This is a genomic window from Polystyrenella longa, assembly GCF_007750395.1.
Lineage (GTDB): Bacteria > Planctomycetota > Planctomycetia > Planctomycetales > Planctomycetaceae > Polystyrenella > Polystyrenella longa.
Genome location: NZ_CP036281.1, coordinates 2,953,890 through 2,980,471, shown reverse-complemented (window position 1 = coordinate 2,980,471; position 26,582 = coordinate 2,953,890). Strand labels below are relative to the sequence as shown.

The following is a 26,582-nucleotide window of genomic DNA, read 5'->3' as shown; positions in this document are numbered from 1 at the left end:
GCACCTTGTATTATCAAATGGTTTTAGCTGAGAAGCGGCTATCCCAAATGACAACGAACTGGTTCCTGAAATGTCGTCTTTCAACCCAGCGATTCATAAAAAAAAGCTGCGTCCCTGTTCGAGACGCAGCAAATACGACGAGCTTCCCCTTATCAGTAGAAGAGCAGGGAAGGGCACCCTGGTCAGTATATTCTTTTAAAATTACCTGTTCTGCCACATGTATAGAGATAGTGTGAATTCCAATCGCCAGTTGACTATCGGCGCGCTAAGCGAGAGTTATTTCACTTTTGGAAGTTCTTCAATGCCTTTCAGGACACCTGCATCCTTTTGAGAATCCTTCTCTTTAACGGGAACAATTTCCACCATCACCTCAGTGCCGATAGGGGGAATTCTTTCCGTAAACGGTTCAAACAGCAAGCTGTCTGTTCCCTGCGAACTGCTCTCGATACTGACATCAATCATCGCGGTTGGCATATTGGCGACACAAATAAGACATCCATCTTCCGCCAGGTAAAACTGCTCGTCGGTCTCTTCATCTTTCACAAAGCGACTACCGGTGAAGATGAATTGAGAGTCCATCTCGCGAGGCTGACTTCGCTCATAAAAGACATCGATTGCTTTCTGATACTCTTCATTTTTAGAGAGTCTTTTCATCTCGGCACGCTGATCTTTTGTCATGTGTCCGAACCAGTACAGTTCCTTATTGAAATCGTCATACCGAAGATCTCCTTCGCCGTTCTCGGGCAGTGTCAGGTCTGAGGGGAACGGGTCGACCACAACATAGTAGTAGCGTTCGACGACATAGCGAATCCAGGACTGGGCGTCCGCTTTCTGTTCCTTTCCTTCCTTGTCAGTCCAGATCACATTGACTTCCATTTTCTGCCCTTTGGGAGCAGTGTACTCGGGGTAATACTTCACCGGGCTCCCAGCCTCGGCTCCCAATGCCAGCAGTCCACCGTGAACGACATAGGCTTTGGCCGACGTTGAGACGATTGATTCATGCTCTTTACTTCCATCCAAACAGCAGAACATTTCCAGCAATCCCCGCTGCAGTACGATTTTCCCTTTGACCAATAATCGATTGCCTGCCCGATCGATTAACACCGTTTTTTCCTTGTTCAATGGAATCAGACTCGCCGTATTTTGTTCCCCAACTCCGGCATCTGTATTTACAGGTTCGTCGGCAGTAACAAGCGAAACTCCCAAGAGAAAATAAAAGGCGAAAACCACGGTCAGTATTATTTTTGATGTTTGGGGACGTCTGCTATTCATGAGTTTGCAAATCCTGTGATTTTGAATTCAATTCGTGGGGAGTAAGGGATATTAAGCTAGGTGACGCAATTTTTTTGAATGGCTATTTACCTGCGTGAGATGTCATGAATCAGCGAATGATTCCAATACCTGTGAAAACGCGCCAAAGCTCCCTTCATCAAATAAAACGACGACCACCCTTCTGGGCGACTGATTTTCGATAACAAATTGATGAATCGTTCTTAAAAGGATCTGAGCGGCCAGGTCGATGGGGAAGCGATAGACACCTGTGCTGATCGCAGGAAAAGCAATTGAATCACAATTGTGTTCCAACGCCAGCTCAAGACAGCGGATACAGGCCGAACGAAGTTGCCCTTCCTCGTCCTGTCCTCCCCCTCGCCAGATGGGACCGACAGCGTGAAAGATGTATTTCATCTGCATATTGCCAGCACGGGTTGCGACCGCCGAGCCGGTCGGGCAGCCTTCCGGGTAGAGTCGTTTTGTCTCCTGCATCAGATTGGGACCAGCGGCTCGATGAATGGCACCATCGACGCCTCCTCCTCCTGCCAGTTGAGAATTCGCCGCATTGACGATGGCATCCGTGTCCACCTGCGTAATATCCCCCTGAATTAATTCAACAAGGCTTTCGCCAAATTGCATCAACATGCGAATCCTCATAAATCCTTATCTGAATACTTCTATTGCTGACTTCGAGACTTAATTTTCTGGTTCCCAAGGAAGTTCTGTTCCTCAGGCCCCCCAAGTTACAGGACAGTTCCATTGATTTTCTGTAACATACCGTTTACGAACCATTCCAAATCGCCTACAAAATTGAAAAAACAGAAATCCCTCTTTCCACATCTTCCAGACCTGCAAAGTTCGCTCGTGACTCGCATCTTATACACTATTCCCACATTGGACCGTTCCGGTGCGGAAAAGCAACTCACTCTGCTGGCCTCGGCGTTGCCGCGCGAGCAGTTCGACATCCATGTTGCCACGCTCACTCGCAACGGTCCTTATTTAGACAACCTGCGAGCCGCCGGAATTGAAGTCACCTGTTTACATAAGCACTGGAAGCTCGATCCCTTCACTTGTTGGCGACTGAAACAGCTTATTCGTAAGTTCCAACCCGATATCATTCATAGTTGGATGTTCACTGCCAACTTTTATGCACGTCTGGCTGTCTCGAAAAAAACCACCGCCAATCGCCCTGTGGTTGTAGTCTCGGAGCGGTGCGTCGATCTCTGGAAGGGATCGGATCGCCATTGGATTGATCGCCAACTGATTTCGCGAACCGACCGCCTGCTGGCGAACTCAGAAGCGGTCGCTCGATTCTATCGGGAGCAAGGTTATCAAGACAAACAAGTGACAGTCATTCCCAATGGCATCGAGATCCCCATTGATTCCGATCCATCTGAATCGGTCTCAGACCGTGAACAATTACTGAAGGAACTCGACTATCCTTCGGGCACAAAACTGATTTGTTACGTCGGTCGTCTTGCCAAACAAAAACGGGTGCAGGACGTTGTCTGGGCGTTCCAAATGCTCAGGCAGCTCAACACGAACTGCGGACTCTTAATCATCGGTGACGGGGCAGAAAGGATTAAACTGGAAGAACTAGCCGCTCACTTTGGATGCGATCACCTCATTCGGTTTCTGGGCCATCAAAAAGATCCCAGTCGGTATCTGCAACATGCGGATTGCTTTTGGCTGGCGAGTGAATACGAAGGAATGTCCAACAGTATCATGGAAGCAATGGCTGCCGGTTTACCCGTGGTCGCCAGCAATATCCCCGCCAACGCGGAATTGGTTGACGATGGAGTCACCGGCTACCTCGCGCCACTGGGCGATTCTCCCGCTTATGTTCAATTTACGCAAGAAATTCTGACTACACCGGAGTTGGCCGCCTCTATGGGGGCAGCGGGGCAAGAAAAAATGAAATCGCACTTCGGCCTCTCCCCAATGATCGATCGTCACGTTAGGCTATATGAAGAACTGACGCGATAGGTCCTTGCGTTGTCAATTATTCACTCTTGCCTACGATTTGAGTTCGCCCCATGTGTGGTTTTGTCGGTGCAGTCTGGAAAGCAGGACGGGCACCGATTGACCGCTCTCTCTTCGAACAGACGACACAGCAATTAGCACATCGTGGCCCCGATTCCAGTGGCTTCTTTTTCGGTGAACCTGCCAGCCCAGACGGCAGCCACTGTTGGCTGGGGCATCGCCGCCTGTCGATCATCGATCTCGAAACAGGTCAGCAGCCCATCACCAATGAAGCCGGAAATCTACAGCTCGTCTGCAACGGCGAGATCTACAACTATCAGTCGCTTCGACAGGACCTCCTCTCACGCGGTCATCAATTCCGAACAGCCAGCGACTCAGAAGTCATTCTACATCTTTACGAGGAGCATGGGCCCGACTGTCTACAGCAGCTGATTGGTATGTTTTCCGTAGCCATCTGGGACCAGTCCCGCAGCTCGATTTTCCTGGCACGCGACCGGTTGGGACAAAAGCCACTTTTCTACGCGAATCTTTCCGACCGTCTGCTCTTTGCCAGTGAACTGAAAGGGCTGCTCCCGTTTCATAATGGACCGCGCGAGCTCAATCCTCACGCTATCGACCTTTATCTACGCTATCAGTACGTTCCGCATACAACGTGTATCTATCAAGACGTGCACCAGCTTCCTCCAGCGCATTACGCTTTAATTGATGACTCAGAGGTTCAGGTCCAACGGTACTGGTCGGCCCCCTACCGGCAACAAGTTACTGCAACTCCAGAATTTAAACGACAAACTCAGGAAGAGCTTCGTGAACGATTGACGGACGCCGTGAAGATTCGACTGCGGAGCGACGTGCCGCTGGGTTCTTTTCTGTCGGGCGGTCTGGACTCGACTTTGATCACCGGACTGATGGCTCAGGAACTTGATCAGCCGATAAAAACCTTTTCGATCGGATTTGGAACACCGGAGTTCGATGAATCCTCCTTTGCGCAATTGGCCGCGAAATCCTTGGGAACAGAACATCATCAACGAACCGTCACTCCTCAAATTGAAGCTTTACTTCCTCAATTAGCCTGGCATTATGACCAACCATTTGGCGACAGCTCCGCCATCCCAACCTGGTACTTGTCTGAAGAGACTCGAGGTTCCGTAACCGTTGCCTTAACAGGCGATGGTGGGGATGAAGTTTTTGGAGGATACGACCGCTATCGCGCCATGCTCCTGGCAACATGGGCGGACCGATTCCCTTCTCCTCTTAAGAAAATATTGTCTGCAAAACTATGGCAACGGATGCCCGGTTCCATTCAATATCGGTCAACCGCCCGCCGATTGAAACGCTTCCTGTCGGAGATGAACTCGTCTCCGGTAGATCAGTATTTTCGCTGGATATCGATTTTTCGAGACGAGCAATTAGCCGGCTTATATTCAACCGAATTCCAGCATCAACTTCCCTCGGAGGATCCCAGTGATTTTTTGACCGACAATATGCAAGACGCTTCCGACCGGGATCTTGTTTCACAAATCATGGCGAGCGATCTGCAAACTTATCTGCCTGGCGATATTCTTACCAAAGTCGATCTCGCCAGCATGGCACACGGACTCGAGTGCCGCAGCCCTTTTCTTGATCACCGGGTCGTGGAACTTGCCGCCCAACTGCCGCGAGAATGGAAACTTAATCGTAAGTCGGGAAAGAAGTTCCTGAAAGAAACCTTTTGCGATCTTATCCCTAATGAGATCTGCGAACGACCCAAAATGGGATTCGGCGTACCCTTGGACCATTGGTTCCGCAATGAGTTGCGAACGCTCGCAGAAGACATTCTATTAAGTGATCGAATGGAGAACCGGGGTATGTTTGGGAAAGAGGGAGTCGAACGAATGCTGCGTGAACATCAAGCTAATACACACGATCATGCTGCACGTATCTGGTCACTGCTCATGCTGGAACTGTGGCAGCGAACTTGGATAGATACTCCCCAAACCCTGCCTCAACCGATTACACTATGAAATTGATTTCACTAAATAATTGTCACTACTAGAGCTCTGTCTACTTCGCCTAAGAATTTGCAACTCCTTTGAAATGGTTTCAGTATCATGTCGCGTTCACTTATCTCCCAGTTTCTCAGCCTCGCGATCATCCTATGCTTCTCCACTGTGGTTTGGGCAGAAGAGTGGCCCCATTGGCGTGGCCTCAGGGCAAACGGGACTTGGCAAGGTCCGGAGCTGAAAACGGAATTCAGTGAATCCGACATGCCAAAGCAATGGGAACATGAATGCGGCGGTGGCTACGCAGGGGTGACGGTCGCTGACCAACAAGTCTATTTGCATGACCACCTCAAAGAGGGAGAGCAGGGGAGTGAGTTCAGCGGAGAGGAAGTCGAGCGACTTCAATGCTTCGACCTGAAAACTGGCAAAAGACAGTGGGTTCATCAATACCCTGTCGCCTACGACAAGCTGGATTACGGTAACGGCCCGCGTGCCGCACCGACAATTGTGGATGGTTACCTTTATCTCTGTGGTGCTCTGGGCGATCTGAAATGTCTGCGAACGGAGAACGGAGAGGAAGTCTGGTCCATTCATCTTCAGGAAGACCTCGCGGGTCGACTACCCACATGGGGTTATGCTGCTTCGCCAGTTATCAAAGGCGATCTGTTGATCATTCAACCAGGAGCTGATCAAGCAGAGGCGGAGACGATTGCCGCCCAGTCCGGTGCCATTGTGGCACTTAACCGACATTCTGGAAAAGTCGTCTGGAGTTCTCTCTCAGATGAAGCGGGATATTGCACTCCCGTCATTCACCCGCACGCCGGAATCGATCTGCTGGTTTTCTGGACGCCGTCTCACATTCGTGGTTTAAACGCTGCAACTGGGGAACCGCTGTGGGAGTATCCTTACGAAATCACCTACAAGGTTTCTATCGCGACTCCGATTGTGCATCAGAATATCGTCCTTGTCTGCGGTTACTGGGATGGCTCCAAGGCAATCGAGTTGGGTGAATCAGCGACGGACGCCGAACTGCTTTGGGAAGACCGATGGAACCTTCGCGGCTTGATGTCACAGCCACTTTATAAGGGAGACTATGTCTACTTGCTCGATAAACAATACGGCATTACCTGTTTCGAACTCAAAACGGGGGAGAAGCTCTGGGATGACAAAAACGAGACGACGCCGCGTGGTCGCAACCCCCAGGCGACGTTGGTGTGGCTGAACGATTCCAACCGAGCCATGATCCTGAATGCCGAAGGAGAATTCCTCACGGCCCAGTTAACTCCGGAGGGCATTCATGAAGAATCCCGCGTTCCCTTGATTGGGAAGACCTGGGCACACCCTGCGTATGCGGAGGACAATATCATTGTCCGAAGTGACACACAGATCATCTGCTATCAGCTACCATTGAAATAAAACAACCAGTTTGACTCACTGGATTTAGGTCGAACCGACCTGTTCGACAAATTGCTGTTCAAATCGCAGAAAAAAGAACAAATGGCAAAGTCTGACGTTTTTAACGATTTTTCCGGTTTTGACTACAGACTGCTGTACAGAACTGTCGAAGAGAGATAATGGAGCATCAATCGCTCTCGAACAGGGACTTTTCAAGACGCAGAAACGTGAGTTAAGTCATTACAGTTATTTAGGTTATGACTTCCTGCTGTCTGTTACTGCAAACTGACCTTGTCCCTATGACTCCCTTATCAAAACAACAGGTACGAACAGGAGAAAAACCAGAAACAAACAGGATTGTCAACGACCCCAATGGTGGGTAACTGGCAGCATCTTTCGGGCGGACTGTTAAGAATCCTCTTGACACTAAGTTCAAATTGGTCATACACTTGAGTCAACGCATCGACTTGATTCGATGTAAACTCTGCCACTTTACAGGCGTTTCTCTGGAGACCAGAGTGTGACCAAAAAAGAAATAGTAAAATCCATCTCGGAAGAACTCGGTCTGACACAATTGAAGACCAAGGAAATTGTCCAGAAGACGTTCGATGCGATTGTGGAAACACTGGTTTCAGACAAACGCATTGAGCTACGGAACTTCGGCGTTTTCGAGGTCAAAAAACGTGCCGCCCGACGTGCTAGAAACCCAAGAACGAATGCCTCGGTGGAAGTCCCCGAAAAATATGTGGTGACTTTTAAACCGGGTAAGGAAATGGAAGAACGAGTCCGGCAGTTGGATGAGGAACTGGCCCGCGAAAAGGCGGCTCAGGCTCAACAGCCACAGCAGGACTCAACTACTGCTCCTGAAAGCACTTCGCCACAACCACCTGCCAATAACCCTGGCAACTTCGGAAATGGCTTCGCTTCTGGAGGTTCCCAGTATCCTTCCGGTTCTCCCGACATGGGCTAGTTCCTGTTCCGATAAACGACGATGCTGAAAAGTTTAGCAAGCGACGTTTCCCCCTCGGACCCGCATTTGACAATCTCGACTGTTTTTGATCACTTCCAGTTCGAGCGAGTTACTTAACGTAACTCACCATGACAAACCATTTTGCTCAACTTCTAAAGCCACGATGGCAAATCGTAGTTGTGAACTTTCATGGAGGAAAAAATGCGGAAGTTTATTCTTGGAATGCTGTTATTGTCTGCACTCGGGTTACAAATTGGCTGCTTCGTGCCGCTGTATTCTGCTCAACGTGATGAGCGAGCCCGTCAGTTAATCTTTGTGTCGGAAAACCTGCGACACATACACGGAATCTGGGAACGTATCTGGTTCCTTGAATTCCCTGACACTGCCACCCCTTACCGTACTCACGGTGGTGTCATCTAAATCTAATACAACTTACTCGGCATACCTTTTCGGGTAACTCACAGGAGGAGGAAACTGTGAATCACCCAGGTCAATCGTCTCGTTAGTGGTCGATTCCGGAAGGCTAACCAGCCCGAGTGTTACAAAGCATTTTTTCCTCTAGTCGAAGCTGATCAGCTCGCCTCTGAATAATCAGGGCCAAGCTGATCAGCTTCGGCTTTTTTATACACCAGAAAAGGCGTCTTTCCATCCATCCCGGCCGGACGCCCCTCATTGCGTCCGGAAGATTCGCGGGTTAGGATACGCTCAGAAATCCCTCGCCCAATGAGGGTGCTTTTCTTTCGACCCTCCAGTTGCTGCGGTACCCATTTAAGCCGATGACTCAAACCTCCATTGATCTGGGCGTTCAACTCAATCGCCTCTCGCTTAAGAACCCCATTCTGGTCGCCTCTGGCACCTTTGGATACGCTCGCGAGATGACCTCATTTATCGATTTCTCCCGGCTGGGTGGAATTATTCCCAAGACTGTCACCATGCAGCCCCGTGCCGGCAATCCACCGCCACGAACGGTTGAAACAACCGCAGGCCTTTTGAACTCGATTGGTCTCGATAACGATGGCCTCGAAACGTTCATCGATAAGCATCTCGACTACCTGTGCGGATTAGACACGGCCATCATCGCTAACATCGCCGCTCGCAATATGGATGAGCTGGCACAAATGGCAGAGCGATTGAATGCCTACCCCCAGTTAGCCGGAGTCGAGCTGAACATATCTTGTCCCAATGTTAGCGGTGGTGTCGATTTTGGCACGAACCCGGAAATGGCTCACGATGTCGTAAAGAAGGTGCGGAATGCCTGCGACCTTCCCATCATCGCCAAACTGACTCCCAACGTCACCAGCATCGCGTCGATCGCACAAGCGGTTGCGGAGGCAGGGACGGACGCAGTCTCTCTCGTAAATACCTTTCAGGGCACAGCCATTAACTGGCGTAGTCGAAAACCAATTTTAGGAGCGGTATTCGGTGGCCTGAGTGGACCTGCGATTAAGCCGTTAGCATTGCGAGCGGTCTGTCAGGTCGCGCGAGCAGTGGATGTACCCATTATCGGAATTGGGGGCATCAGTAATATCGATGACGTGATGGAATTTCTGGTCGCCGGTGCGAGTGCAGTGCAAATTGGTACTGCCAGTTTCTACAATCCTGGGCTTTCGGCCGCATTGGTCGAGCAGCTGGAAGAGACACTCGCCAGCGAAAACTGTTCGTCCGTCAAAGAGATTATCGGTAGCCTGCAATATCCCGAAGGTCGATGAATTCGACTTCGCTCCATTCCTATTGAAATCATAAAACGCAAAGCCAGCAGTCATGAAAGTTTTGTCCGGCATCCAACCCACGGGCCGTTTTCACTGGGGAAATTATTTCGGCGCTATTCAGCAATACATTGCCTTGCAGGACAACGAGCAGGCGTTTTATTTCATCGCCGATTTTCACGCCCTGACTACTGTCCGCGACCGTGACCTGCTTAAAGGTTTCACGCAGGATGCTGCGATCGATTTGCTCTCGCTTGGCTTGAACCCAGAACAGGCAACGCTGTTTCGGCAATCCGATATTCCTGAAGTGACTGAGTTAACCTGGTTGTTAATGACATTAACTCAGATGCACCTTCTGGAAAAATGCCACGCCTACAAAGACAAGAAGGCGAAAGGCCTCGCTGCTGACGCAGGACTGTTCACCTATCCCGTTCTGATGGCTGCCGACATTCTGATCTACGATTCGGAAGTCGTTCCCGTCGGACTCGATCAGGTTCAGCACATTGAAGTCACGCGCGATCTGGCGCAACGATTCAACACGATCTATGGCCGTGAGGTCTTTGTCCTGCCGGAAGCACGCGTACTGGAAACAACGGCCAAGGTTCCCGGTACCGATGGGGACAAGATGTCGAAAAGTTACGGCAACATCATCGAAGTCTTCCATCCGACTCCAAAAAAGTTCCGCAAGAAAATCATGTCCATTAAAACGGACTCCAAAACGGTTGAAGAACCAAAAGACCCCGAATCCTGCGCCGTCTACACACTCGCCAAGCTGTTTTCCACTTCCGAGCAACTGGAAGAACTTGCCGCACGCTATCGTGCCGGTGGAATGGGTTATGGAGATGCCAAACAGTATCTGTACGACCGAGCGATGGATTATTTCGGACCTGCGTTCGAAAAACGAGCTGAACTCGAACAGAAGCCGGGCGAAGTGGAAGATATCCTGCAAGCAGGAGCGGCTAAAGCTCGTGTGAAAGCGCAGGAAGTCCTTTCCCGTGCCCGGGATGCCTGTGGACTGGCTATTCATAAACCCTCTTAAGTTCGGTAGCCCGAACCGCAAACAGAGAAGAAGTAAAGATCGATGATTGTCGGACTGGGAACAGATATCGTTGAAATCAACCGCATCGAAAAGATGATCACGCGGCATGGCGATCATTTTCTCGAACGCGTTTTTACTTCCGGCGAACAGTCCTATTGCAAGCAAAAGAAGATGGCCGTGGAAAGCTATGCCGGTCGTTGGGCAGCTAAAGAAGCGGTAATGAAAACCCTGGGTACGGGGTTTATCAAGGGGGTTCATTTCACTGAAATTGAAATCGAAAACCTGAACAGCGGCCAACCGATCGTCCGGTTACTGGGAAGCACGGCCGACCTTGCCGAGAAAATGGAGATCAGCACCATCCTGATTACGATCTCGCACTCAAAAGAATATGCCACCGCTACCGCTATTGCCCTAAAAGCAATTTAAGCTGGAACCGTTGCGGCTATTTTCGCCAGAACATCTCCCGCATGTCGTCGAAGAACCAATCCAGCCGAGGCCGAGTGCCCTTCAAGGAGTCGTCCGCCCGTTGATGAAGTGCCAGATAGCCAATGAATTCAACGATCAACATCGACAGGACCAGCATGGTGCTGAACAGAAGACAGGTCAATATTAAGTTGAGCCAGAGCATGATAATCCTTCGGTAGTAAATTAAAGAGGTGAGCACATCGACGGAAATAGGATTAGTGAATCAGTTCTTAGATACACAGTTCGTTCCTAAATGAAGTGATTCAATCATTCTCTTTTCGGTTGTGATCGATTCCATTCAGATGATTAAGTTGCTCTTCGCAGGTTTGGACATTCTCAAAGTCGCCCGTCTGTTCGAAGATTTCAATAATCTGTTTCAAACAACAACCGCATCGGATTTGTCGGATTTCAGATTGTCCAAAGGACTGAATCAACTCATAAGCGCGTCGACTTCGATGAGCCCGATGGAGTGTGGCCGCTAATCCTACACGGAAATACACATTTTCCGGATCAAGATCGATCGCGCGGCGAGCAACAGATTCGACGATATGCAGCGGGTGGCCTCCGCGTCCCAGAAAGACGCTGAGATCATAATACGCCTGAGATTCTGCCGGATCGTGGCAAATCGCTTTTCGGCAAAGAAGAACCGCGCGGTTAACGAAGCCCAGTTGGTTAAAGATCGCGGCGAGAGAGAGACGTGATGAGTTATCAAGCCCCTTCTTCTTCCATAAGTTGTCCGCGACCTGATAGGCAAGATCTGGCTTATCAAGAGCGACGTAGCACTCAGCCAGCAGACAGGACCCTTCCGAGGAGAGCGGAGCAAGCGTCATTGCCGTCTCTATTGAAGAGAGGGCACCACTTAAATTCGTCAGACCGCGATGAATCAACCCGCGTAGCTCCCACAAAGGAGCCGCATCGGGGTCATCGTTTAAAGCGTTATCCACTTTCCTGAGGGACTGGTAATAAAACTTTTGATTCAGCAACTGTCGTGCATCAACAAGGGTCTCTGAGAGATCCGTCATGGGCTAATTTCTTTCGCAGCAGAAGGGCAAATCGGAGTCTATAATGGTCTCTTTGCTGGACTAGATTAGATACTGAGACTCAGTCTCACTTCGGTGTGCTTGTTTTAACGATTTTCTAAGAAGGCCACAATCTTTTTGACATAATAATCTGTAAAAAAGATTGAGATCGCCAGTACGGTCTGGATGTGTGAAATCGCGGACGCATATACGCAAGCAAAAAGCCCACCGCAAAATGCGGCAGGCTTTTTTGGGCTCGGGCAGTCATTTTCTGAATACTGCCGGAGAATAGTTTAGATCAGGAAATTCTGAGAAATCCAATAGAACCTGAGTCTTAAGGAGTAAAATCGTCGTCTGCTTTCACTTCTTGACAGAACAGGGAGATCAATTCGGCCGAATGATCCAAATCGCCCCAGGAGGCGATTTCGACGGGGCTGTGCATGTAGCGATTGGGGACACCGATAATGCCCACAGCACAGCCTGCTTTATTCAACTGCATGGCGTTTCCGTCGTTACCGGCAGGTCTCCCAATAGCGACGATCTGCACTGGTATTTTGTTGTCTTCCGCGATCTGCTTGAGCCGGGAAAAGACGACTGGATTAATATTCGGACCACGGAATAGTACGGGGCCTTTGCCGATTTTCACATCGCCATGTTCTTTCGGATCGACGGTCGGACAGTCAGTCGCGTGAGTGACATCGACTGCAAGCCCAAGGGTCGGGTTGACCGAATAGGCAGCAGTCCTGACTCCTCGGAGACCAATTTCTTCCTGGACCGTGGAGGCTGCGTGAACACCCACAGTTGATTTTCCGGCGGCTACGCGTCGGAGGGCTTCCATGACAATCCAGAGACCCGTCTTGTCATCAATGCCCGGGGCAGTAATCAGGTCGTCCTGGAGTTCGTGGAAGACTAACTGTAACGTCACAGGATCACCGATCTGGACTAATTTACGGGCCGCTTTTTCATCTTTGGCACCGATATCGATCCACATATCTTTGAGTTCTGCGACCTTGGTTCGTTCGTCCGGTGTCAGCAGGTGAATCGCTTTTCGGGCCAGAACCCCCAGTACAGGACCATTACTTGTCCAAACTTGAAGTCGTTGGCCGATCAACATTTGCATGTCCCAACCTCCGATGGTGTTCACCATCAGGTAACCATCGGAGTCGATGTGCTTGACCTGCAGACCGATCTGGTCACAGTGGCCGGCAAGCAAGATGGATGGCTGAGAATCGGCGTTTACGGAAGCGATGACGTTGCCGTGCAAACTGGTGGAAATAGAATCGGTGAAGGAACCAGCGAACTCTCGGACTACTTTCTGAACAGGTTCTTCATACCCGGAAGGGCTGGGGGCGAGAATGAGGTCTTTTAAAAACTGTCGTGAAGTCTGATCCATCATCATTTCCATTCGGTAATATAGGCTCTGTAAGGGGTCTGTCAGAGAATGTTGACTCTAGTGAATTCAGGCATTTCGATCCAGCCCGATCAGTTCTCGATCTAAGTAATCACACGGGAGCATTCTCAACCTCGGGGAGTGGTATTCTACTTATTGAAAAAATGACAATTATGTCCAGATCGTGGTTGTTGAAATAATATCCGGCAGGTAAAGTCAGAATTAAGAGCGATTGTATTTCATTATCTCTATTCTTATCCGCTTAATATTCGCCACCGATTTTGTGACATGGGCTTTTAAGGCATGTCGTTTGCAATGGAATTTGCGCAACAGTATCGAACCGGACCGGATGAACTGTTTCAAACACTTTTACTTATCATTCTTGATTCTTGTCTGAAATCTGAAGGCTGAATGAAACGGGAGATAGAAGCCCCGCTCCCGCCAGATTCTAAACCGGATCAAGAATACGCTTTGAGCACTCAACCGGCATCCTGAACGAACTTTATAAATGGAGTTGATCGATGATCGGTTCATGCTGTGCGATTTTGATCGTCTCGTTTGACAGCGTCTCGGATCCCCTCACTGCTTTTGAAAGAGAGCAGTGGATAGAACCGAGACATTAGAAAAGGCTGGCCAAGCGTGGACAACCAGATTATTGGAACGTGTTGTGAGAGTTTCGGCAGTGGTTGCTGAAAGAGCTCGCATCACCATTGAGGATCTGGTGCACTTATCATGGAGGCATATTCATGACTGTCCAAACTCTTTCCGTCGATTCACATGAGCTTCTGGCTCAACGAATCAACCATCTTGTCAAAAGCCGAACAGGAGCCCCCATCCGGGAACTCTTTGTAGAAGTGGATGACCAGGAAGTCTTGTTATACGGGTATACAACCGCGTACTACAACAAGCAACTTGCGTCGCACGTCGTGATGAACGTCATCGACAACAGGAGTCTCATCAACAAGATTGAAGTCATCTGATCGCGGCATAGTGCTTGTAGTCCAGCCTTGCTCAAACGATTAAATGAAACATGGGAACACACTTTCGGCATTCGCCCGGAGGTGTGTTCTTTTTTTGTATGCCCATTTCACCCATTTCAAAGATTAGCCTAAATCCTCATTCTGCGGGACGTCATGTGGTGATCGTGTTCGGCTCCTGTCCAAACTCAACTGGCTGTTCTCAACTGGCTGTAATTGCCATCTCTCCTGCCCATTAAATCCGCAAGCGGGTTGTGTTCGGTGCGCCATCAGATTTATGATGAAAATAGATTTCCAGTTATTCTGAAATTTATTTGTCACAACTCACTTCAGCCCTGAGTTTCCCTATATCACTTCGAGGCCACATCATGCGTCACTCTGTTTTTTCGCTACTGTTGTTTATGTTGGGAACATCTTGCCTGCTAGGCGGAGAGGCTCCTAAGGTCGAAAAACAAGTTGTTGTTTTTGGCAAAGAGGGCGAATTCGGCGCTTGGCCGGCTAATCATGGAATGTGGATTTGGGGAAATGAGATTCTGGTTGGTCTGAGTACAGGTACTCACAAAGATTTGGGACCTTACTACCACAACATCGACCGAGAGAAGCCGGAAAATCATGTATTAGCTCGCAGCCTTGATGGTGGCGAGACCTGGAGGATGGAATATCCAGCGGAGAAAGGAATGCTCATTCTGGATGGTCTACGGCATGGCATTATGCCTCCCAACCTGAAAGAGCCGGCCCTGAAGCCGCTCACGGAAGCTCTCGATTTCTCCCACCCCGACTTTTGCATGACCTTACGATTCCACGACATTCACGGTGGAGTCTCCCGTTTGTATTACTCTTACGATCGGGGAAAGAAGTGGTCTGGCCCATTTGAGCTTCCCCTGTTTGCTCAACCGGGAATCATGGCGCGCACCGACATGATCATCAATGGCAAGCACGACGCTCACTTTCTGCTGACAGCATCCAAATCGAACGAAAAAGAAGGCCGCGTTATCTGCGTCCGCACCACGGATGGGGGATTGACTTGGAAGTTTCTCTCGTACGTTGGTCCTGAGCCCAAAGGGTTTTCGATCATGCCCTCCTCAGTTCGCCTCTCCGAGAATGAACTCTACACAACCACCCGTCGCCGGGAAGGTTCGGGAGAAGACCGACATCGCTGGATCGATGCCTGGAGATCAACCGACAATGGAAATAGTTGGGAATTCGTTAATGATCCTGTCGAAGATGTGGGTGAAGGAAATCCTCCTGATCTAATCAAATTGCAGGATGGCCGCCTCTGCCTGATATATGGTGACCGAAAATCCCCTTTCGAGATGCAGGCTAAACTGAGTAGCGACAATGGTGTAACCTGGTCGGAGCCGATTGTCCTGCATGCCGATGGAGGAGGCCGCGACATGGGTTATCCGAGAAGTGTTCAACGTCCGGACGGCAAGATTGTCTCGACATATTACTTCTTCACCAAAGAGGACCCGTACCGAAAAGTGTACGCGACGATTTGGGATCCCGGTACGAAGTAACACTGTAAAGCGAGTACGCCCGACTTCCCTCCGGCAATGCAGGAATACGAATGCAACCACTCAGCATTGCTGATGAAACTTTTCTCATGGAGGCGATTCGTACCGCCTGTCTGCTGGAAGCGACCGCCCGGAAACCGGGTAACGTACACGCAGAAGCCGATTTCGAAAATATGTGTTTTGAGGACTTCGTCAAATCGGCCAATCAAACGGCTCCCGTTCTGGCTAAGGCGTCGATGATGGGACTCGGATTAATCATCGAAGCGGCATTAGTCGCCACTCACAGTTCCGTCGGCAAGAACACTAATTTGGGAATGGTCCTTTTGATAGCTCCGCTGGCAGCCGTACCAATGGCGACTCCGTTGCAGGAGGGAATTGCTTCCGTGCTAAGTCACACGACTGTCGAAGACGCTGTCCGCGTTTATCAGGCGATCAATCTGGTTCAACCGGGAGGCATGGGAAAGGTTTCGTCACAGGATTTAACGGAGAAACCAACGAAGACGTTGCTCGAAATCATGAAGCTGGCGGCTGACCGGGACCTCATAGCGGCTCAGTACGCGTCTCATTTCGAGTTGATATTTGATTTCTGTTTCCCCCTACTGGAAGAGCGAGCGGATGAGTTCTCCTCCAAGTGGGAGGAAATCATACAGACTTTATTCCTCAAGATTCTTGCGGAAAATCCGGACAGTTTAATTGTTCGTAAAACGAATATGGAAACTGCGCAAGAGGTTTCCCAGCGTGCGGACGATGTTCTGAATACGGGCTGGCCAGCGACGGAAACGTCTCGCGAGCTATTTACTCAGTTTGATCGCTGGTTGCGTGAAGATGGAAACCGGCGGAACCCCGGCACAACAGCCGATCTAGTCGCGGCAGCATTGTTCGCCGGGTTACGCGAGAAGATAATCGACTCTCCGTTTCAGTTTCGTTATTCACTCTAGTTCACGTAGGCGGTCATTGGACGCATTAAGTCGTTAAAGCCAATCTAAAGAAGCAGCGAAGACGCACTCCGTTTTCGTGTTAAGGATTCAGGAATGTCAGACAGCTATCGTGTTCGCGTTACCAAGGACCACCTCGTTTTCAGCGCGGCTCACTTTATTACTTTCAATGGCAACATCTGCGAGCGCCTGCATGGCCACAACTGGCGAGTCGCAGTGGAGGTCAGCGGCAACCTTGATGAGAATTCTTATGTCTACGATTTTATCGCACTGCGAGATGGATTACAGGAGATCGTCAATGAGCTCGATCACCGAGTGTTGTTACCGACACTCCACCCCACAATCTCCGTAGAACAGAATGACAACGAAGTGATCGCTCGGTTTGAAGAAAAACGATGGGTATTTCCCACCGAAGATTGTCTGTTGTTGGACATCGCCAATACGACAGCTGAATTACTCGCCTCTTGGATCGCATCTGAATTAGTGGATCGGCTTCATATTAGAACCGAGACTGGAATTCATACATTGCAGATAGAAGTCGAAGAAAACTTCGGACAATGGGCGATCTACGAAAAGCGGCTTGAGAACTCAATGTGATCGGGTTGTTCAACGGCATAGCGTGCCTCGTTCGGCGATTCTACTGGAAAGCGAGATAATCCCTTGCGGGTTCCTATGTCAGATGGAAGCATAGAACTAAATTAAGGGTAATCTCCGCCCATTTCGTGCGGGTGGTACAAAATCGCAGAAGAGAAACAACGGGTGCTTTAATGTCTGCTGAAAACAGTTGGGTCATCGACGGAACAATCGAGAATTTTCAACAACTTGTCTTGGAAGGCTCTTTCGACCGGCCGGTCGTCATCGACTTCTGGGCGGGCTGGTGTGGTCCATGCAAGCAATTGGCCCCCATCCTGGAAAAGCTGGCAGCCGAGTACAACGGCAAGTTCCTATTGGTTAAGGTCGACACGGAAGCGCAGGAGCAATTGGCAGCTTCGTTTCGTGTGCAATCGATTCCCTTCGTGGTTGCTTTCAAAGAGGGGCAACCTGTTGATCAGTTTGCAGGTTTGATGACTGAAGAACAGATCCGGGAATGGATCGCTGGTTTTCTGCCTTCACCTGCAGAGGACCTCTTTCGCGAAGGGGAAAACTACGAAGTCGTCGAACCATCCACTGCAATTGAAAAGTTTCGTGCGGCACTCGATCTCGAACCGGAATTCCATCAGGCAAAAATCGCACTCTCGCGAGTACTTGTCGACCAGAATAGACTCGACGAAGCTCGTAAGTACCTTGATGAACTGACTGCCCGAGGGTTTATGGAACCCGAAGCACAACAGGTTCAAAATGAACTGGACGTGCGTGAAAACGCGGAAGAAGCAGGCGATCTGGTCGAAGCCCGGGCTGCTGCTGAGGCGAATCCGGACAACATTGATTTACAAATCAAACTCGCCGACGCTCTGGCCGTTGCTGGAAAACTGGAAGAAGCCTTTGAGATTTGTCTGACTATTATTTCCAGAGACAAATCGAGCGACGCCGCAACCACGGCCAAAGAAACACTAATTAAGCTGTTCGATATGGCTGGCCCCAGCTCTGAGCTAGTGAGCACTTATCGCCGCAAGCTGGCGACTTTACTGTATTAATCACTGTATTAAACGGGGCGTCCCTCAACCATTTGGGGACGCCACCTTTTTCAGTGTGTTCAGCTCACATTATGGTTGCTGTTTAGAAACAGAAACCTGTTCCAGTTGCGGTGCGTCTTCCAGTGGTTCCGGAAGATAGGGAGAGTAGTCGACGATCCACATGTTGCGGAAACGAACGGGATCACTGTGATCCTGAAATTTGGTCGGCAGAGGGAAGTTGCCTTCGAGCTGGCCAGAACCTGTTTTCGTTTCAATACTAACGTTGTCCTGAATTTTGATTCCATTGTGCCAGACGGTTAAGTTGGCATCACTGATCTTGTTCCCCGTGACGTCGAACTTCGCGTGTTTAAATCGCATATCGTAGGTTTGCCAGAGCAGGGGAGGCAGACACATGTTGATGTCTGGCGTTTTCTGACGGTACAAGGCACCACAGAAATTGAATTCGGGAATACGGCCGAATGAATCGAGAATCTGGACTTCATAACGGCTCTGAATATAGACACCGCTGTTTGCTCGTGCCTGTCCGCGTGCATAAGGCATGTAAGGAAGTTTGAATTCGATGTGCAAGTAGAAGTCTTCAAACACGCCGGTCGTTTCTGTGCCTTCCATCAGCAAACCCTCTTCAGTGATTTGAGGTTCAGCCAATTGACCATTGTCTTCGCCGTTGAAAAGTATCAAAGCTCCTGGCATCGGTTCTGCACCAAGTGTGGGGCTGAATCGGTCGACTTTAGACAGGTAACCTGTGGCCGGGTAACCATGCCATGATACAAGTGCGTATTGATTCTTGATGATTTGGACTTCGGCTGCTGCTCCTGCCAGTTGAACAGTGCCCGCGATTTTTCGGCCCTGAAGCAGTGTGCGATTGACACCATTCCAACCCGAGCCGGGCAGTCCGCCGACATAGAGCAGGCCTTCAAAGAGACCATCGCCGAGCGAGATCACCTGGAGACCGTAATTTTCGTAATGTGTCTGGGCGAGAGTCGTCGTGATGTTTCCAGTGTACTCACCCTGGAAGAAGAGATCGGAACCCGCATTTTTGATTTCGGTAATCGCGTATTTGGTTCGATCTTTCGATTCCTGCGCCTCAGCAAGAGGACTACCGCAAATGAGGGTTGCGAAAGTCAGGCACAACAGAAATCGTACGGTCATTCGGTCAGACAACATTCTCTACTCCAACTGGTACCCGCAAAGGGGGTAATACGAATTCAAAAACAATCGGCATTCGCAGTCTTCAGGTCAAACATGTCAGAAAGAGGAATTAGCTTCCACTGGAGTCCGTGCATGTATTACTGCGCACTTCAGTTTGCCTGTTCGGCACAGTCAACGCAAGTTAACACTGGTGCAATTCATCATTTCCGAAGACTTAATGAGCAGCTACGATTGAGAAATTCGGGTCTGTTGACAAAACGCGACACATTACGATGACCATGTGATCACTACACGAAGCTCACCTGCTCCGAAGAGTTCGCCCGAATATTTGGCATATTGAAATTGCCACTTCCGGAACTCACTCAGGTTTGAGCCGCCAGAGCCCACGATGGATGGTGCTGCCAATCTTTCGCTTCTTACGTTCGAAGCTTGTCCGGTAGTCCATATCGTGTTCCGGTTCTTTCTCCTCGGGAGTCCCGCAGAAGACGAATCGAGCGTCATGAGTCATCAGTGCGGAGGCGACTTCCCAGTAGGGAGCCACGTCGGTCCAGAAGTGCAAATAGCCTTCGGGCTCCAATACATTCACGACCCGATTCACAAACTCATTCGTGAAAATTCGCCGGCGACGATGGCGTGTTTTCCACCAGGGATCTGGAAAATAAACATGCACAGCAGCGATGGAATGAGGGCGGACAATTTTGTCGAGAACCCGATTGGCGTCGCCTCCCCAAATGCGTCCGTTAGGTCGATTAAGCTTGTTTAATCGTAGCGCACCGTGTCGACCTTTTTTGAAGTCGAGCTCAACACCTACGTAATTTCGATCGGGGTTTTCTTCGGTCGCTCGAAAGACGAATAATCCCCGTCCACAACCGATGTCGAGTTCTACAGGTTGATCATTCCCAAAGTATTCCTGCCAGTCGAGCTGTTCCGGAAGTTCATCAATCGCCAGGAAATGAGGCTTCAAATCGTGAATAACAGAGCGAGACATGATTTCAAACGTAGATTTTCGAGTTGATAGGCAGAAAAGCGAATACGCATTCATACACTTGGCGGACGGGCGAGTCGAGTGAGGAATAGCTGACAACAAGGCTACTTGGTAATTTCGTGTTCACGATTAATTGGAACACCGATCATCGAGCCACTGAATACCATCTTCTTGTTGACGAACCCCTGGAATTCAAACTCCGCACGCCGATTGGCACGTATCTTTCCAGCGCGAGCGGCGATCACCAAGCGGCAGTTGGGGAGCACAGGCGACCGGAATCGAACTTCATTCATTCCACCGAAGCCAACGTAGTCCCCTCCAAGAAGTCCATATTTCTGAGCGTAAAAGCCGGCAAGCTGAGCGGCTGCTTCGCAGAGAATGACTCCGGGCATCAGGGGAAAGCCGGGCATATGGCCGGTCGTCCAGAATTCTTTGTCGGTGACATCTTTAAACCCAACGACGCCATGGTTCTCTTCATCGACATAGACAATGCCAGTCAATTGTTCCATTTCGTGACGCTGTGGATTGACCCTGCGGATGGCCTGCAGGTCAAACAGTGGCTTATCGTAGTTGAAGTTTTCAATGTCGTATAAGGCACGCGGCGGCATGCGAAGAGTCCCTCTGTTTGCCAGTAGACCGGTCAATCATTGACGAGTCCAGTCATCGAATTGTCGTTGAGATATTCAAGAACGCGTTGATTAGTTCAGGCCAAGGACCTGTTTCATCTGTATCAAATCGGTGATCAGGCAATCCGGTTTGGTTTGCGGGTCACGCAATCCTTCATTCGTCGCTTGTAAACTGCCTACATCGCCAGCATAGAGCACCGTACGAAATCCTGTTTGTCTTGCCAGTGCCAACCGATCCTGCAATTTGGAGCCGATATACACCACTTCATGAGGGGAAATTCCCGCATTGGAGAAGCGTTCAGCCACCTGCTTAAAGAAATTGGCTGATGTGGCCCGTATGCCCAGATCGATGGAAAACACCGATAGAGAACGAGAAAGTACCTTTTCAGGAGAATTTAGTCTACCTTGACGGCGGAACTGTCGCAATGTTTGAGCGAATGTAAACTTCTGACCATTGTCGGCTAATCCTTGCGGCATACCGGCATTGTGGATCGATTCGATAATATCGCTGGCCTCAGACTCGGCTTCAACCCCCTGTAGACAAGCGTGAAAGAAATAGGCGACCTTTTCGCTAAATTCGTCCAGCTCCCCCATCAACCGCACGTCATACTGATAATCGCGTTCCACCAGTCGTTCCAGAATTTTCTTCCAAACGACCGCAGAATCCGTTTCGGGGACATCCCCTTTCCGAACGCCCATCATCTGTTGCTCTTCAAGCAGCTTTTCATATTGCGGGAGCAGGACTTCCCAAGGTTCTCCCGGTTTACGAACCATACTATTCCACATATTGTACTGTTGGATCGTTTTTCCCAGCGCGACCTGCAACGGCATGGGATGAATTGTTCGATGCCCTAGTTCGCCATCGGCAATCCGAATTAGAGTACCGTAGTTTTCCCAGCAAACCGCTCGAATACCGGGAAGAACGCGCAGCATTGGTTTTGCTTTGACCGGCTTCCGAGGGGGAGCTTTCGGCCAGTTCCGATTCTGCTTTTCTAGAAAATCGATATATTTATCGAGACTTAATCCCATCATCTTGTCCGATTTTCCGCAGGTGAATTCGTGAACAGACTATTGGGAAGACACCATTGACCGTTCGTACATCTTCCCTGCAAAACATTCCTGTTGTAGCAATTTTGTGATTCTGCTACAAAAATCTTGGGTTTCCCGCTGTAATTCTCTGGTACAGAAGATTTTAACGAAGACCGGTGCAATGCATCGGGGCCGTTTATTAAAGAGCCACTGATTATTAAAAAGCCATTGAGCCCTTTGAGTGGCCATAGAAGAGCGGAACCCAAACGAACATTCAGATATACCAGTTTTACCACTGGCATTCCCATAGAAAAACCGATCGACGGAAGGAACCGTCCTAATGAGCTCTCACAAGACCACTCCCGGATGGCTATTTGGGATAACATTGATCCCAGTCTTTTTCTGCATGGTGGCCCATGTGAATGGAGTCACTCCGCAGCAGTGCCCCGAGGGAACGCCTCGACCGGCTCTCGTCTTTGAACAGTACGCCGCCGAACGCAGAGAATTAACTCATAAAGACCGACCGTGGGTTTATTACGCATTCGTAAACAAATCTTCGGAAGAAGTACGAATGGAGAGTGTCTCCCCCGACTGCGAATGCGTTAGCATTCAATTTTTCAAAGCAGGACCACAGCTCAAAAAAGTTCATCAACTGACTCAAGAAGATGAGGTTAAAAACTATCAGGGTTTCGCTCTCGCTCCGGGAGCCGCCTATTATATTCTCGCGTCGATTGACGGAACCAGCAAGCAACCGGGAAGACACGAGTTTGATATCGAAGTAAAGTACGAAGATGTCATTTCGCGTAAAGAGACGTTGCACTTTAACGTCACGTTGCCCGAGAAAAAAATTGTGATTGAACCGGAAGTCGTTCACATTACCCAGAACAAAGCAGAAGAAATCAAATCTTCAGCATGGATCGCGGATCACCGGGGTAACGATCTGAAGATTGTATCGATGCGAGTCAATTCAGACTGGTTTACTGCAGAGTTGGGCGAAACGGAATTCGACGGAATTAAACGACAAGAAATTGTCATTAAGACGACGGATCAAATTCCAAATGATCGAGTAAAAGGAACGGTCGAAGTTACTACTGATGACCCGGACCACCCCCGCATCTGGATTCCAGTTGTTATCGATGGAGTCCAGGGAAAACCGAAACCATTTATTGCACAACGAGACTCGCTGCATTTCAAAATCCTACCCGGTCAGAAAGAGAGCGACGAGGAAGGCGATGCCCCTAAAGAGAATATTGGGTACTTAGTCTCTCTTCCGCAGTATGCCTACACGATCACCGACATCAGTGCCTCCGTGGACTGGATCAAGGTCGAATTGCAAAAACCGGAAGTGGATGAAGCTGGAAAACAAGTTCATCCTGTGAAAGTCACGCTGACTCCTCCTGAAGGAGCCAAGACTTACCGCGAAATGGTGAAACTACAACTCAACGATCCGGAATGGCCCATGCTGGAAATTCCAATTAAGATCGACGTGCTTCCCGGTGAAAAGTTTGCGGAATAGATGAAGTAATACGACGGGTTGAATCAACAACTCGTTGATACCGCTACCCTTGCAGGTCCGTCGCGGATCGGTCATAACAACAGGAGACGTAGCTAGTTCGCCTCAGGCGGACTGGCTGATCTGCCGTTGTTCTCCTACCGCTTGATGGAAGACCATGACCAACCGTACTTATTCCCATTCTCATGATGAATTTGCCCGTGCCTGTCAATTTATTCCGGGAGGGGTAAACAGTCCCGCTCGCGCTTTCGGAGGAGTCGGTGGAGAACCGGTTCTGATCGATCGAGGCGACGGTGCCAAGCTGTACGACATCGACGGGAATGAATACACCGACTACATCGGTTCATGGGGACCGCATATTCTGGGACACCAACATCCGGCAGTACGCGCCGCGTTGGATGATGCCCTGACACGTGGTACCAGCTTTGGTGCTCCCACTGTCGCCGAAACCGAGATCGCTGAGTTGCTCTGTGAAGCGGTTCCTTCTCTGGAATCGGTCCGTATGGTCAATTCAGGAACGGAAGCGACGATGTCCGCCATCCGCCTGATGCGCGGTCATACGGGCCGGGATGTCGTCGTCAAATTCGCTGGTTGTTACCACGGTCATGTCGACAGCCTGCTGGTTCAGGCGGGAAGTGGCGCACTGACACACGGTAACCCCTCCAGTCCGGGCGTCCCCAAAGGTTGCACAAAAGACACTCTCGTCCTCACCTATAACAACACGGAACAGGTCGCGGCTGCGTTTGCCAAAGAAGGGGACAAAATCGCCTGCGTTATTCTGGAACCCGTCGTGGGGAATATGGGCGTCGTTGTGCCATCGATGGAGTTTCTGAAAACATTACGGGAACTCTGCACCAAGCATGGTTCACTTCTTTGCTTCGACGAAGTGATGACCGGCTTCCGCGTCGCCTATGGGGGGGCGCAGGAACGATTCGGAGTTACTCCAGATATGACGACCCTCGGCAAAATCATTGGCGGAGGAATGCCCGTCGGAGCTTATGGTGGTCGTAAAGAGGTGATGAATTCGATCTCACCCGTCGGCCCTGTTTATCAAGCAGGCACACTGTCTGGAAATCCAATCGCGGTCGCCTGTGGTCTCGCGACATTGAAGACATTGAAGGAAACGAACCCTTACCCAGCCCTGGAAGAGAAAACCACCCGACTCACCTCAGGCTTGAAAGCTGCCGCAGAAAAAGCGGGTCTCGAACATAGTCTCGCCCAGGTCGGCAGCATGTTCACGCTCTTCTTTAATCCGGAACAGGTGACCAATATGGATGTCGCCATGAAAAGCGACACCGACCAGTTCGCAAAATACTTCTGGGGCATGCTCAATCGCGGACAATACTTACCGTGCAGCCAGTTCGAAGCGAACTTCGTCTCCGTTCCGGCAACGGACGCGGATATTAATGCCACGATTAAAGCCGCAGAAGAGACGCTGACCGAAATCGCCGGCTGAGATTCAACGGTAGACACCACACCAAGGATGCCGCAAGCACACAATGCGTCGTCTTTGTCTCGAACGCGAATAGCTCTCAGAGATACCGTGTTCAGATCCAGTCAACGAGTATGAATCGTCCTGGAATCTCCGTTCGAGATTTCTGCGCAACACCTAGTGGAATTAAGATTAAACCGTCTTACGGGTTCGCAAGGAAGTGGCAGACGTCGCCGTCGTGCATGACGTATTCTTTGCCTTCGACACGGAGACGACCTGCAGTGCGGATCTCTTTTTCGCTTTTGAATTCTTCGAGGTCGCTGACAGAGTAAACTTCGACCCGAATAAAGGCGCGTTCGAAGTCGGTGTGAATCACTCCCGCTGCCTGCGGCGCTTTTGCTCCAATCGGAATAGTCCAGGCTCGGATCTCTTTAGGACCGGCGGTGAAGTAGCTGTGATACCCAAGCGTTTTGTAGGCGGCACGAGCGACGACGTTCAAGGCGGGCTCTTTTAAGCCCAGCGATTCGAGCATCTCCTGACGGTCCCCTTCATCCATTTCGCGAAGTTCCGCTTCAATGGCGGCGCAGACGGGAATAACTAATCCCCCTTCCGATTCAGCCTGTTCGCGAAGTTTTTTCACGTGCGGACCTTCGCCCTCGGGGTCATCATCGGAAACATTGGCAAGATACAGGACGGTCTTCGCCGTCAGGAAGCGATATCCAGAGAGAAGTTTTCGATCTTCCGGATCACTGAACTCCAGTTTGCGAATTGGCTTACCCTGATCGAGTGTCTCAAAGCATTTCTCCAGAATTGCCATTCGCCGTTTGGCTTCGGCATCGCCTGCGCGGGCTTTTTTGGCGGCGCGATCTTTGGAGGCTTCCACCGTCTGTAAATCGGCGAGCATCAACTCGGTGTCGATCGTTTCAACATCCCGGAGCGGATCGACTTTTCCTTCGACGTGAATAACGTCATCGTTTTCGAAACAACGTACTACATGGATAAGTGCGTCGACGTCGCGAATGTTCGACAAGAACTTATTTCCCAGACCTTCCCCTTCGGAGGCTCCTTTAACGATACCGGCGATATCGACCAGCTTTAAACCTGCCGGAATGATTTTCTCCGTCGGCATATATTGATTGATCGTTTTCAGGCGGTCGTCAGGGACTTCCACCACACCGATGTTCGGTTCGATCGTGCAAAAGGGAAAGTTTTCACTCGCAATTCCGGCGGCGGTTAATGCATTGAACAGGGTTGATTTACCGACGTTCGGCAATCCGACAATACCAGCTTCCATGATATACAACAGGCTCCGGGTGCGATGATACGGGACGAAATTCAAAGCGGCATTGTATCGATCACCCCGGCGCGCGTCATCCACAACAGGTGAGGAAAAACAGCCTCGTAGAGGAAACAAACCCGTTTCGCCCCTGTCTTACCTGAATGTTCGCGGGACTGGGGACAGGATTGCTTGTATTTACGATGAATTCCGTGCGAAAATGCCTGCTCCCGCCACGATATCCTCGCCATGACGTCACTCATCCCAGCCACTTTCACCTCCATTCGAATTTTC

The 26,582-nt window shown here is 50.1% G+C and carries 26 protein-coding genes; 15 read left to right on the top strand and 11 right to left on the bottom strand.

Annotation, left to right across the window (positions count from 1 at the left end; translation table 11 throughout):
• Positions 1 to 276 precede the first annotated feature (276 nt).
• Together Pla110_RS11070 and Pla110_RS11065 are read right to left on the bottom strand one after the other, a co-directional pair.
• A complete protein-coding gene (locus tag Pla110_RS11070; protein ID WP_144995827.1) occupies positions 277 to 1,272 on the bottom strand; it encodes a YdjY domain-containing protein in 996 nt (331 codons plus the stop codon).
• A gap of 102 nt (positions 1,273 to 1,374) precedes the next feature.
• A complete protein-coding gene (locus Pla110_RS11065; protein ID WP_144995826.1) occupies positions 1,375 to 1,917 on the bottom strand; it encodes a macro domain-containing protein in 543 nt (180 codons plus the stop codon).
• A gap of 219 nt (positions 1,918 to 2,136) precedes the next feature.
• On the opposite strand from Pla110_RS11065, the gene Pla110_RS11060 reads away from it, so the two are divergent.
• The 8 genes from Pla110_RS11060 to acpS all read left to right on the top strand — a co-directional run bounded on the left by Pla110_RS11060 (position 2,137) and on the right by acpS (position 10,770).
• Entirely contained in the window at positions 2,137 to 3,258 is a 1,122-nt protein-coding gene (locus Pla110_RS11060) for a glycosyltransferase (RefSeq protein ID WP_144995825.1), read from the top strand.
• A 50-nt stretch (positions 3,259 to 3,308) separates the two neighbouring features.
• On the top strand, positions 3,309 to 5,255 hold the full coding sequence (gene asnB / locus Pla110_RS11055) for an asparagine synthase (glutamine-hydrolyzing) (RefSeq protein ID WP_144995824.1): 1,947 nt from the start codon (positions 3,309 to 3,311) through the stop codon (positions 5,253 to 5,255).
• 87 nt (positions 5,256 to 5,342) lie between these two features.
• Positions 5,343 to 6,650, top strand: a complete 1,308-nt coding sequence (locus Pla110_RS11050) for a PQQ-binding-like beta-propeller repeat protein (protein WP_144995823.1) — start codon at positions 5,343 to 5,345, stop codon at positions 6,648 to 6,650.
• 499 nt (positions 6,651 to 7,149) lie between these two features.
• A complete protein-coding gene (locus Pla110_RS11045; protein ID WP_144995822.1) occupies positions 7,150 to 7,599 on the top strand; it encodes an HU family DNA-binding protein in 450 nt (149 codons plus the stop codon).
• Between the two features lie 201 nt (positions 7,600 to 7,800).
• Entirely contained in the window at positions 7,801 to 8,019 is a 219-nt protein-coding gene (locus Pla110_RS11040) for a hypothetical protein (RefSeq protein WP_144995821.1), read from the top strand.
• 356 nt (positions 8,020 to 8,375) lie between these two features.
• Positions 8,376 to 9,308, top strand: coding sequence for a dihydroorotate dehydrogenase (locus tag Pla110_RS11035; RefSeq protein WP_144995820.1), 933 nt, complete (start codon positions 8,376 to 8,378; stop codon positions 9,306 to 9,308).
• A gap of 52 nt (positions 9,309 to 9,360) precedes the next feature.
• A complete protein-coding gene (trpS, locus tag Pla110_RS11030) occupies positions 9,361 to 10,344 on the top strand; it encodes a tryptophan--tRNA ligase (protein ID WP_144995819.1) in 984 nt (327 codons plus the stop codon).
• A 42-nt stretch (positions 10,345 to 10,386) separates the two neighbouring features.
• Positions 10,387 to 10,770 (top strand): holo-ACP synthase, encoded by a 384-nt coding sequence (acpS, locus tag Pla110_RS11025; protein ID WP_144995818.1) that lies wholly within the window; start codon positions 10,387 to 10,389, stop codon positions 10,768 to 10,770.
• 16 nt (positions 10,771 to 10,786) lie between these two features.
• Here the strand turns inward: acpS and Pla110_RS11020 are convergent, their stop codons facing one another.
• The 3 genes from Pla110_RS11020 to Pla110_RS11010 form a co-directional block, all read right to left on the bottom strand.
• Entirely contained in the window at positions 10,787 to 10,972 is a 186-nt protein-coding gene (locus tag Pla110_RS11020) for a hypothetical protein (RefSeq protein WP_144995817.1), read from the bottom strand.
• A gap of 100 nt (positions 10,973 to 11,072) precedes the next feature.
• Complete coding sequence (locus Pla110_RS11015) at positions 11,073 to 11,831, bottom strand: tetratricopeptide repeat protein (RefSeq protein ID WP_144995816.1); 759 nt, start codon at positions 11,829 to 11,831, stop codon at positions 11,073 to 11,075.
• A 331-nt stretch (positions 11,832 to 12,162) separates the two neighbouring features.
• Positions 12,163 to 13,233 carry a M42 family metallopeptidase gene (locus Pla110_RS11010; RefSeq protein WP_231742978.1) on the bottom strand — a complete coding sequence of 357 codons (1,071 nt, stop codon included), beginning with the start codon at positions 13,231 to 13,233 and terminating at the stop codon, positions 12,163 to 12,165.
• Positions 13,234 to 13,964: 731 nt separating this feature from the next.
• Between Pla110_RS11010 and Pla110_RS11005 the strand changes: the two genes are divergently transcribed.
• The 5 genes from Pla110_RS11005 (at position 13,965) to trxA (ending at position 18,278) form a co-directional block, all read left to right on the top strand.
• Positions 13,965 to 14,198, top strand: coding sequence for a hypothetical protein (locus Pla110_RS11005; protein ID WP_144995815.1), 234 nt, complete (start codon positions 13,965 to 13,967; stop codon positions 14,196 to 14,198).
• A gap of 365 nt (positions 14,199 to 14,563) precedes the next feature.
• Positions 14,564 to 15,712: a sialidase family protein gene (locus Pla110_RS11000; RefSeq protein WP_144995814.1), complete on the top strand. Its 1,149-nt coding sequence runs from the start codon at positions 14,564 to 14,566 to the stop codon at positions 15,710 to 15,712.
• A 50-nt stretch (positions 15,713 to 15,762) separates the two neighbouring features.
• Entirely contained in the window at positions 15,763 to 16,647 is an 885-nt protein-coding gene (locus Pla110_RS10995) for a triphosphoribosyl-dephospho-CoA synthase (RefSeq protein WP_197440663.1), read from the top strand.
• A gap of 93 nt (positions 16,648 to 16,740) precedes the next feature.
• Positions 16,741 to 17,241 (top strand): 6-pyruvoyl trahydropterin synthase family protein, encoded by a 501-nt coding sequence (locus tag Pla110_RS10990; protein WP_144995813.1) that lies wholly within the window; start codon positions 16,741 to 16,743, stop codon positions 17,239 to 17,241.
• Between the two features lie 170 nt (positions 17,242 to 17,411).
• Positions 17,412 to 18,278: a thioredoxin gene (gene trxA, locus Pla110_RS10985; RefSeq protein WP_144995812.1), complete on the top strand. Its 867-nt coding sequence runs from the start codon at positions 17,412 to 17,414 to the stop codon at positions 18,276 to 18,278.
• A 69-nt stretch (positions 18,279 to 18,347) separates the two neighbouring features.
• Here the strand turns inward: trxA and Pla110_RS10980 are convergent, their stop codons facing one another.
• The 4 genes from Pla110_RS10980 to Pla110_RS10965 all read right to left on the bottom strand — a co-directional run bounded on the left by Pla110_RS10980 (position 18,348) and on the right by Pla110_RS10965 (position 22,070).
• A complete protein-coding gene (locus Pla110_RS10980) occupies positions 18,348 to 19,442 on the bottom strand; it encodes a 3-keto-disaccharide hydrolase (RefSeq protein WP_144995811.1) in 1,095 nt (364 codons plus the stop codon).
• A 343-nt stretch (positions 19,443 to 19,785) separates the two neighbouring features.
• The gene (gene trmB / locus Pla110_RS10975; protein ID WP_144995810.1) at positions 19,786 to 20,415 is read right to left on the bottom strand and encodes a tRNA (guanosine(46)-N7)-methyltransferase TrmB; all 630 of its coding nucleotides are present in this window, start codon (positions 20,413 to 20,415) and stop codon (positions 19,786 to 19,788) included.
• 101 nt (positions 20,416 to 20,516) lie between these two features.
• Positions 20,517 to 21,020, bottom strand: a complete 504-nt coding sequence (locus Pla110_RS10970) for a 3-hydroxyacyl-ACP dehydratase FabZ family protein (protein WP_144995809.1) — start codon at positions 21,018 to 21,020, stop codon at positions 20,517 to 20,519.
• A 90-nt stretch (positions 21,021 to 21,110) separates the two neighbouring features.
• The gene (locus tag Pla110_RS10965; protein WP_144995808.1) at positions 21,111 to 22,070 is read right to left on the bottom strand and encodes an HAD family hydrolase; all 960 of its coding nucleotides are present in this window, start codon (positions 22,068 to 22,070) and stop codon (positions 21,111 to 21,113) included.
• A 337-nt stretch (positions 22,071 to 22,407) separates the two neighbouring features.
• On the opposite strand from Pla110_RS10965, the gene Pla110_RS10960 reads away from it, so the two are divergent.
• Together Pla110_RS10960 and hemL are read left to right on the top strand one after the other, a co-directional pair.
• Positions 22,408 to 23,583 (top strand): hypothetical protein, encoded by a 1,176-nt coding sequence (locus tag Pla110_RS10960; protein ID WP_144995807.1) that lies wholly within the window; start codon positions 22,408 to 22,410, stop codon positions 23,581 to 23,583.
• 154 nt (positions 23,584 to 23,737) lie between these two features.
• Entirely contained in the window at positions 23,738 to 25,036 is a 1,299-nt protein-coding gene (hemL, locus tag Pla110_RS10955) for a glutamate-1-semialdehyde 2,1-aminomutase (protein WP_144995806.1), read from the top strand.
• A 178-nt stretch (positions 25,037 to 25,214) separates the two neighbouring features.
• On the opposite strand, the gene ychF is transcribed toward hemL, so the two are convergent.
• Both ychF and Pla110_RS10945 read right to left on the bottom strand, forming a co-directional pair.
• Positions 25,215 to 26,306: a redox-regulated ATPase YchF gene (ychF, locus tag Pla110_RS10950; RefSeq protein WP_144995805.1), complete on the bottom strand. Its 1,092-nt coding sequence runs from the start codon at positions 26,304 to 26,306 to the stop codon at positions 25,215 to 25,217.
• A gap of 41 nt (positions 26,307 to 26,347) precedes the next feature.
• Positions 26,348 to 26,539: a hypothetical protein gene (locus Pla110_RS10945; RefSeq protein WP_144995804.1), complete on the bottom strand. Its 192-nt coding sequence runs from the start codon at positions 26,537 to 26,539 to the stop codon at positions 26,348 to 26,350.
• Positions 26,540 to 26,582 lie beyond the last annotated feature (43 nt).

Excerpts from the sequence above, each read along its gene's own strand:
- Pla110_RS10980 (WP_144995811.1), bottom strand. The coding sequence starts at position 19,442 with ATGTTGTCTGACCGAATGACCGTACGATTTCTGTTGTGCCTGACTTTC.
- Pla110_RS10965 (WP_144995808.1), bottom strand. The coding sequence starts at position 22,070 with ATGATGGGATTAAGTCTCGATAAATATATCGATTTTCTAGAAAAGCAG.
- Pla110_RS11020 (WP_144995817.1), bottom strand. The coding sequence starts at position 10,972 with ATGCTCTGGCTCAACTTAATATTGACCTGTCTTCTGTTCAGCACCATG.
- Pla110_RS11000 (WP_144995814.1), top strand. The coding sequence starts at position 14,564 with ATGCGTCACTCTGTTTTTTCGCTACTGTTGTTTATGTTGGGAACATCT.
- trmB (WP_144995810.1), bottom strand. The coding sequence starts at position 20,415 with ATGTCTCGCTCTGTTATTCACGATTTGAAGCCTCATTTCCTGGCGATT.
- Pla110_RS11010 (WP_231742978.1), bottom strand. The coding sequence starts at position 13,233 with ATGGAAATGATGATGGATCAGACTTCACGACAGTTTTTAAAAGACCTC.
- Pla110_RS10995 (WP_197440663.1), top strand. The coding sequence starts at position 15,763 with ATGCAACCACTCAGCATTGCTGATGAAACTTTTCTCATGGAGGCGATT.
- Pla110_RS10945 (WP_144995804.1), bottom strand. The coding sequence starts at position 26,539 with ATGGCGAGGATATCGTGGCGGGAGCAGGCATTTTCGCACGGAATTCAT.
- Pla110_RS10970 (WP_144995809.1), bottom strand. The coding sequence starts at position 21,020 with ATGCCGCCGCGTGCCTTATACGACATTGAAAACTTCAACTACGATAAG.
- Pla110_RS10990 (WP_144995813.1), top strand. The coding sequence starts at position 16,741 with ATGTCAGACAGCTATCGTGTTCGCGTTACCAAGGACCACCTCGTTTTC.
- hemL (WP_144995806.1), top strand. The coding sequence starts at position 23,738 with ATGACCAACCGTACTTATTCCCATTCTCATGATGAATTTGCCCGTGCC.
- ychF (WP_144995805.1), bottom strand. The coding sequence starts at position 26,306 with ATGGAAGCTGGTATTGTCGGATTGCCGAACGTCGGTAAATCAACCCTG.
- Pla110_RS11070 (WP_144995827.1), bottom strand. The coding sequence starts at position 1,272 with ATGAATAGCAGACGTCCCCAAACATCAAAAATAATACTGACCGTGGTT.
- Pla110_RS10960 (WP_144995807.1), top strand. The coding sequence starts at position 22,408 with ATGAGCTCTCACAAGACCACTCCCGGATGGCTATTTGGGATAACATTG.
- Pla110_RS11040 (WP_144995821.1), top strand. The coding sequence starts at position 7,801 with ATGCGGAAGTTTATTCTTGGAATGCTGTTATTGTCTGCACTCGGGTTA.
- Pla110_RS11065 (WP_144995826.1), bottom strand. The coding sequence starts at position 1,917 with ATGTTGATGCAATTTGGCGAAAGCCTTGTTGAATTAATTCAGGGGGAT.
- trpS (WP_144995819.1), top strand. The coding sequence starts at position 9,361 with ATGAAAGTTTTGTCCGGCATCCAACCCACGGGCCGTTTTCACTGGGGA.
- acpS (WP_144995818.1), top strand. The coding sequence starts at position 10,387 with ATGATTGTCGGACTGGGAACAGATATCGTTGAAATCAACCGCATCGAA.
- Pla110_RS11015 (WP_144995816.1), bottom strand. The coding sequence starts at position 11,831 with ATGACGGATCTCTCAGAGACCCTTGTTGATGCACGACAGTTGCTGAAT.
- trxA (WP_144995812.1), top strand. The coding sequence starts at position 17,412 with ATGTCTGCTGAAAACAGTTGGGTCATCGACGGAACAATCGAGAATTTT.
- Pla110_RS11035 (WP_144995820.1), top strand. The coding sequence starts at position 8,376 with ATGACTCAAACCTCCATTGATCTGGGCGTTCAACTCAATCGCCTCTCG.
- Pla110_RS11005 (WP_144995815.1), top strand. The coding sequence starts at position 13,965 with ATGACTGTCCAAACTCTTTCCGTCGATTCACATGAGCTTCTGGCTCAA.
- asnB (WP_144995824.1), top strand. The coding sequence starts at position 3,309 with ATGTGTGGTTTTGTCGGTGCAGTCTGGAAAGCAGGACGGGCACCGATT.
- Pla110_RS11050 (WP_144995823.1), top strand. The coding sequence starts at position 5,343 with ATGTCGCGTTCACTTATCTCCCAGTTTCTCAGCCTCGCGATCATCCTA.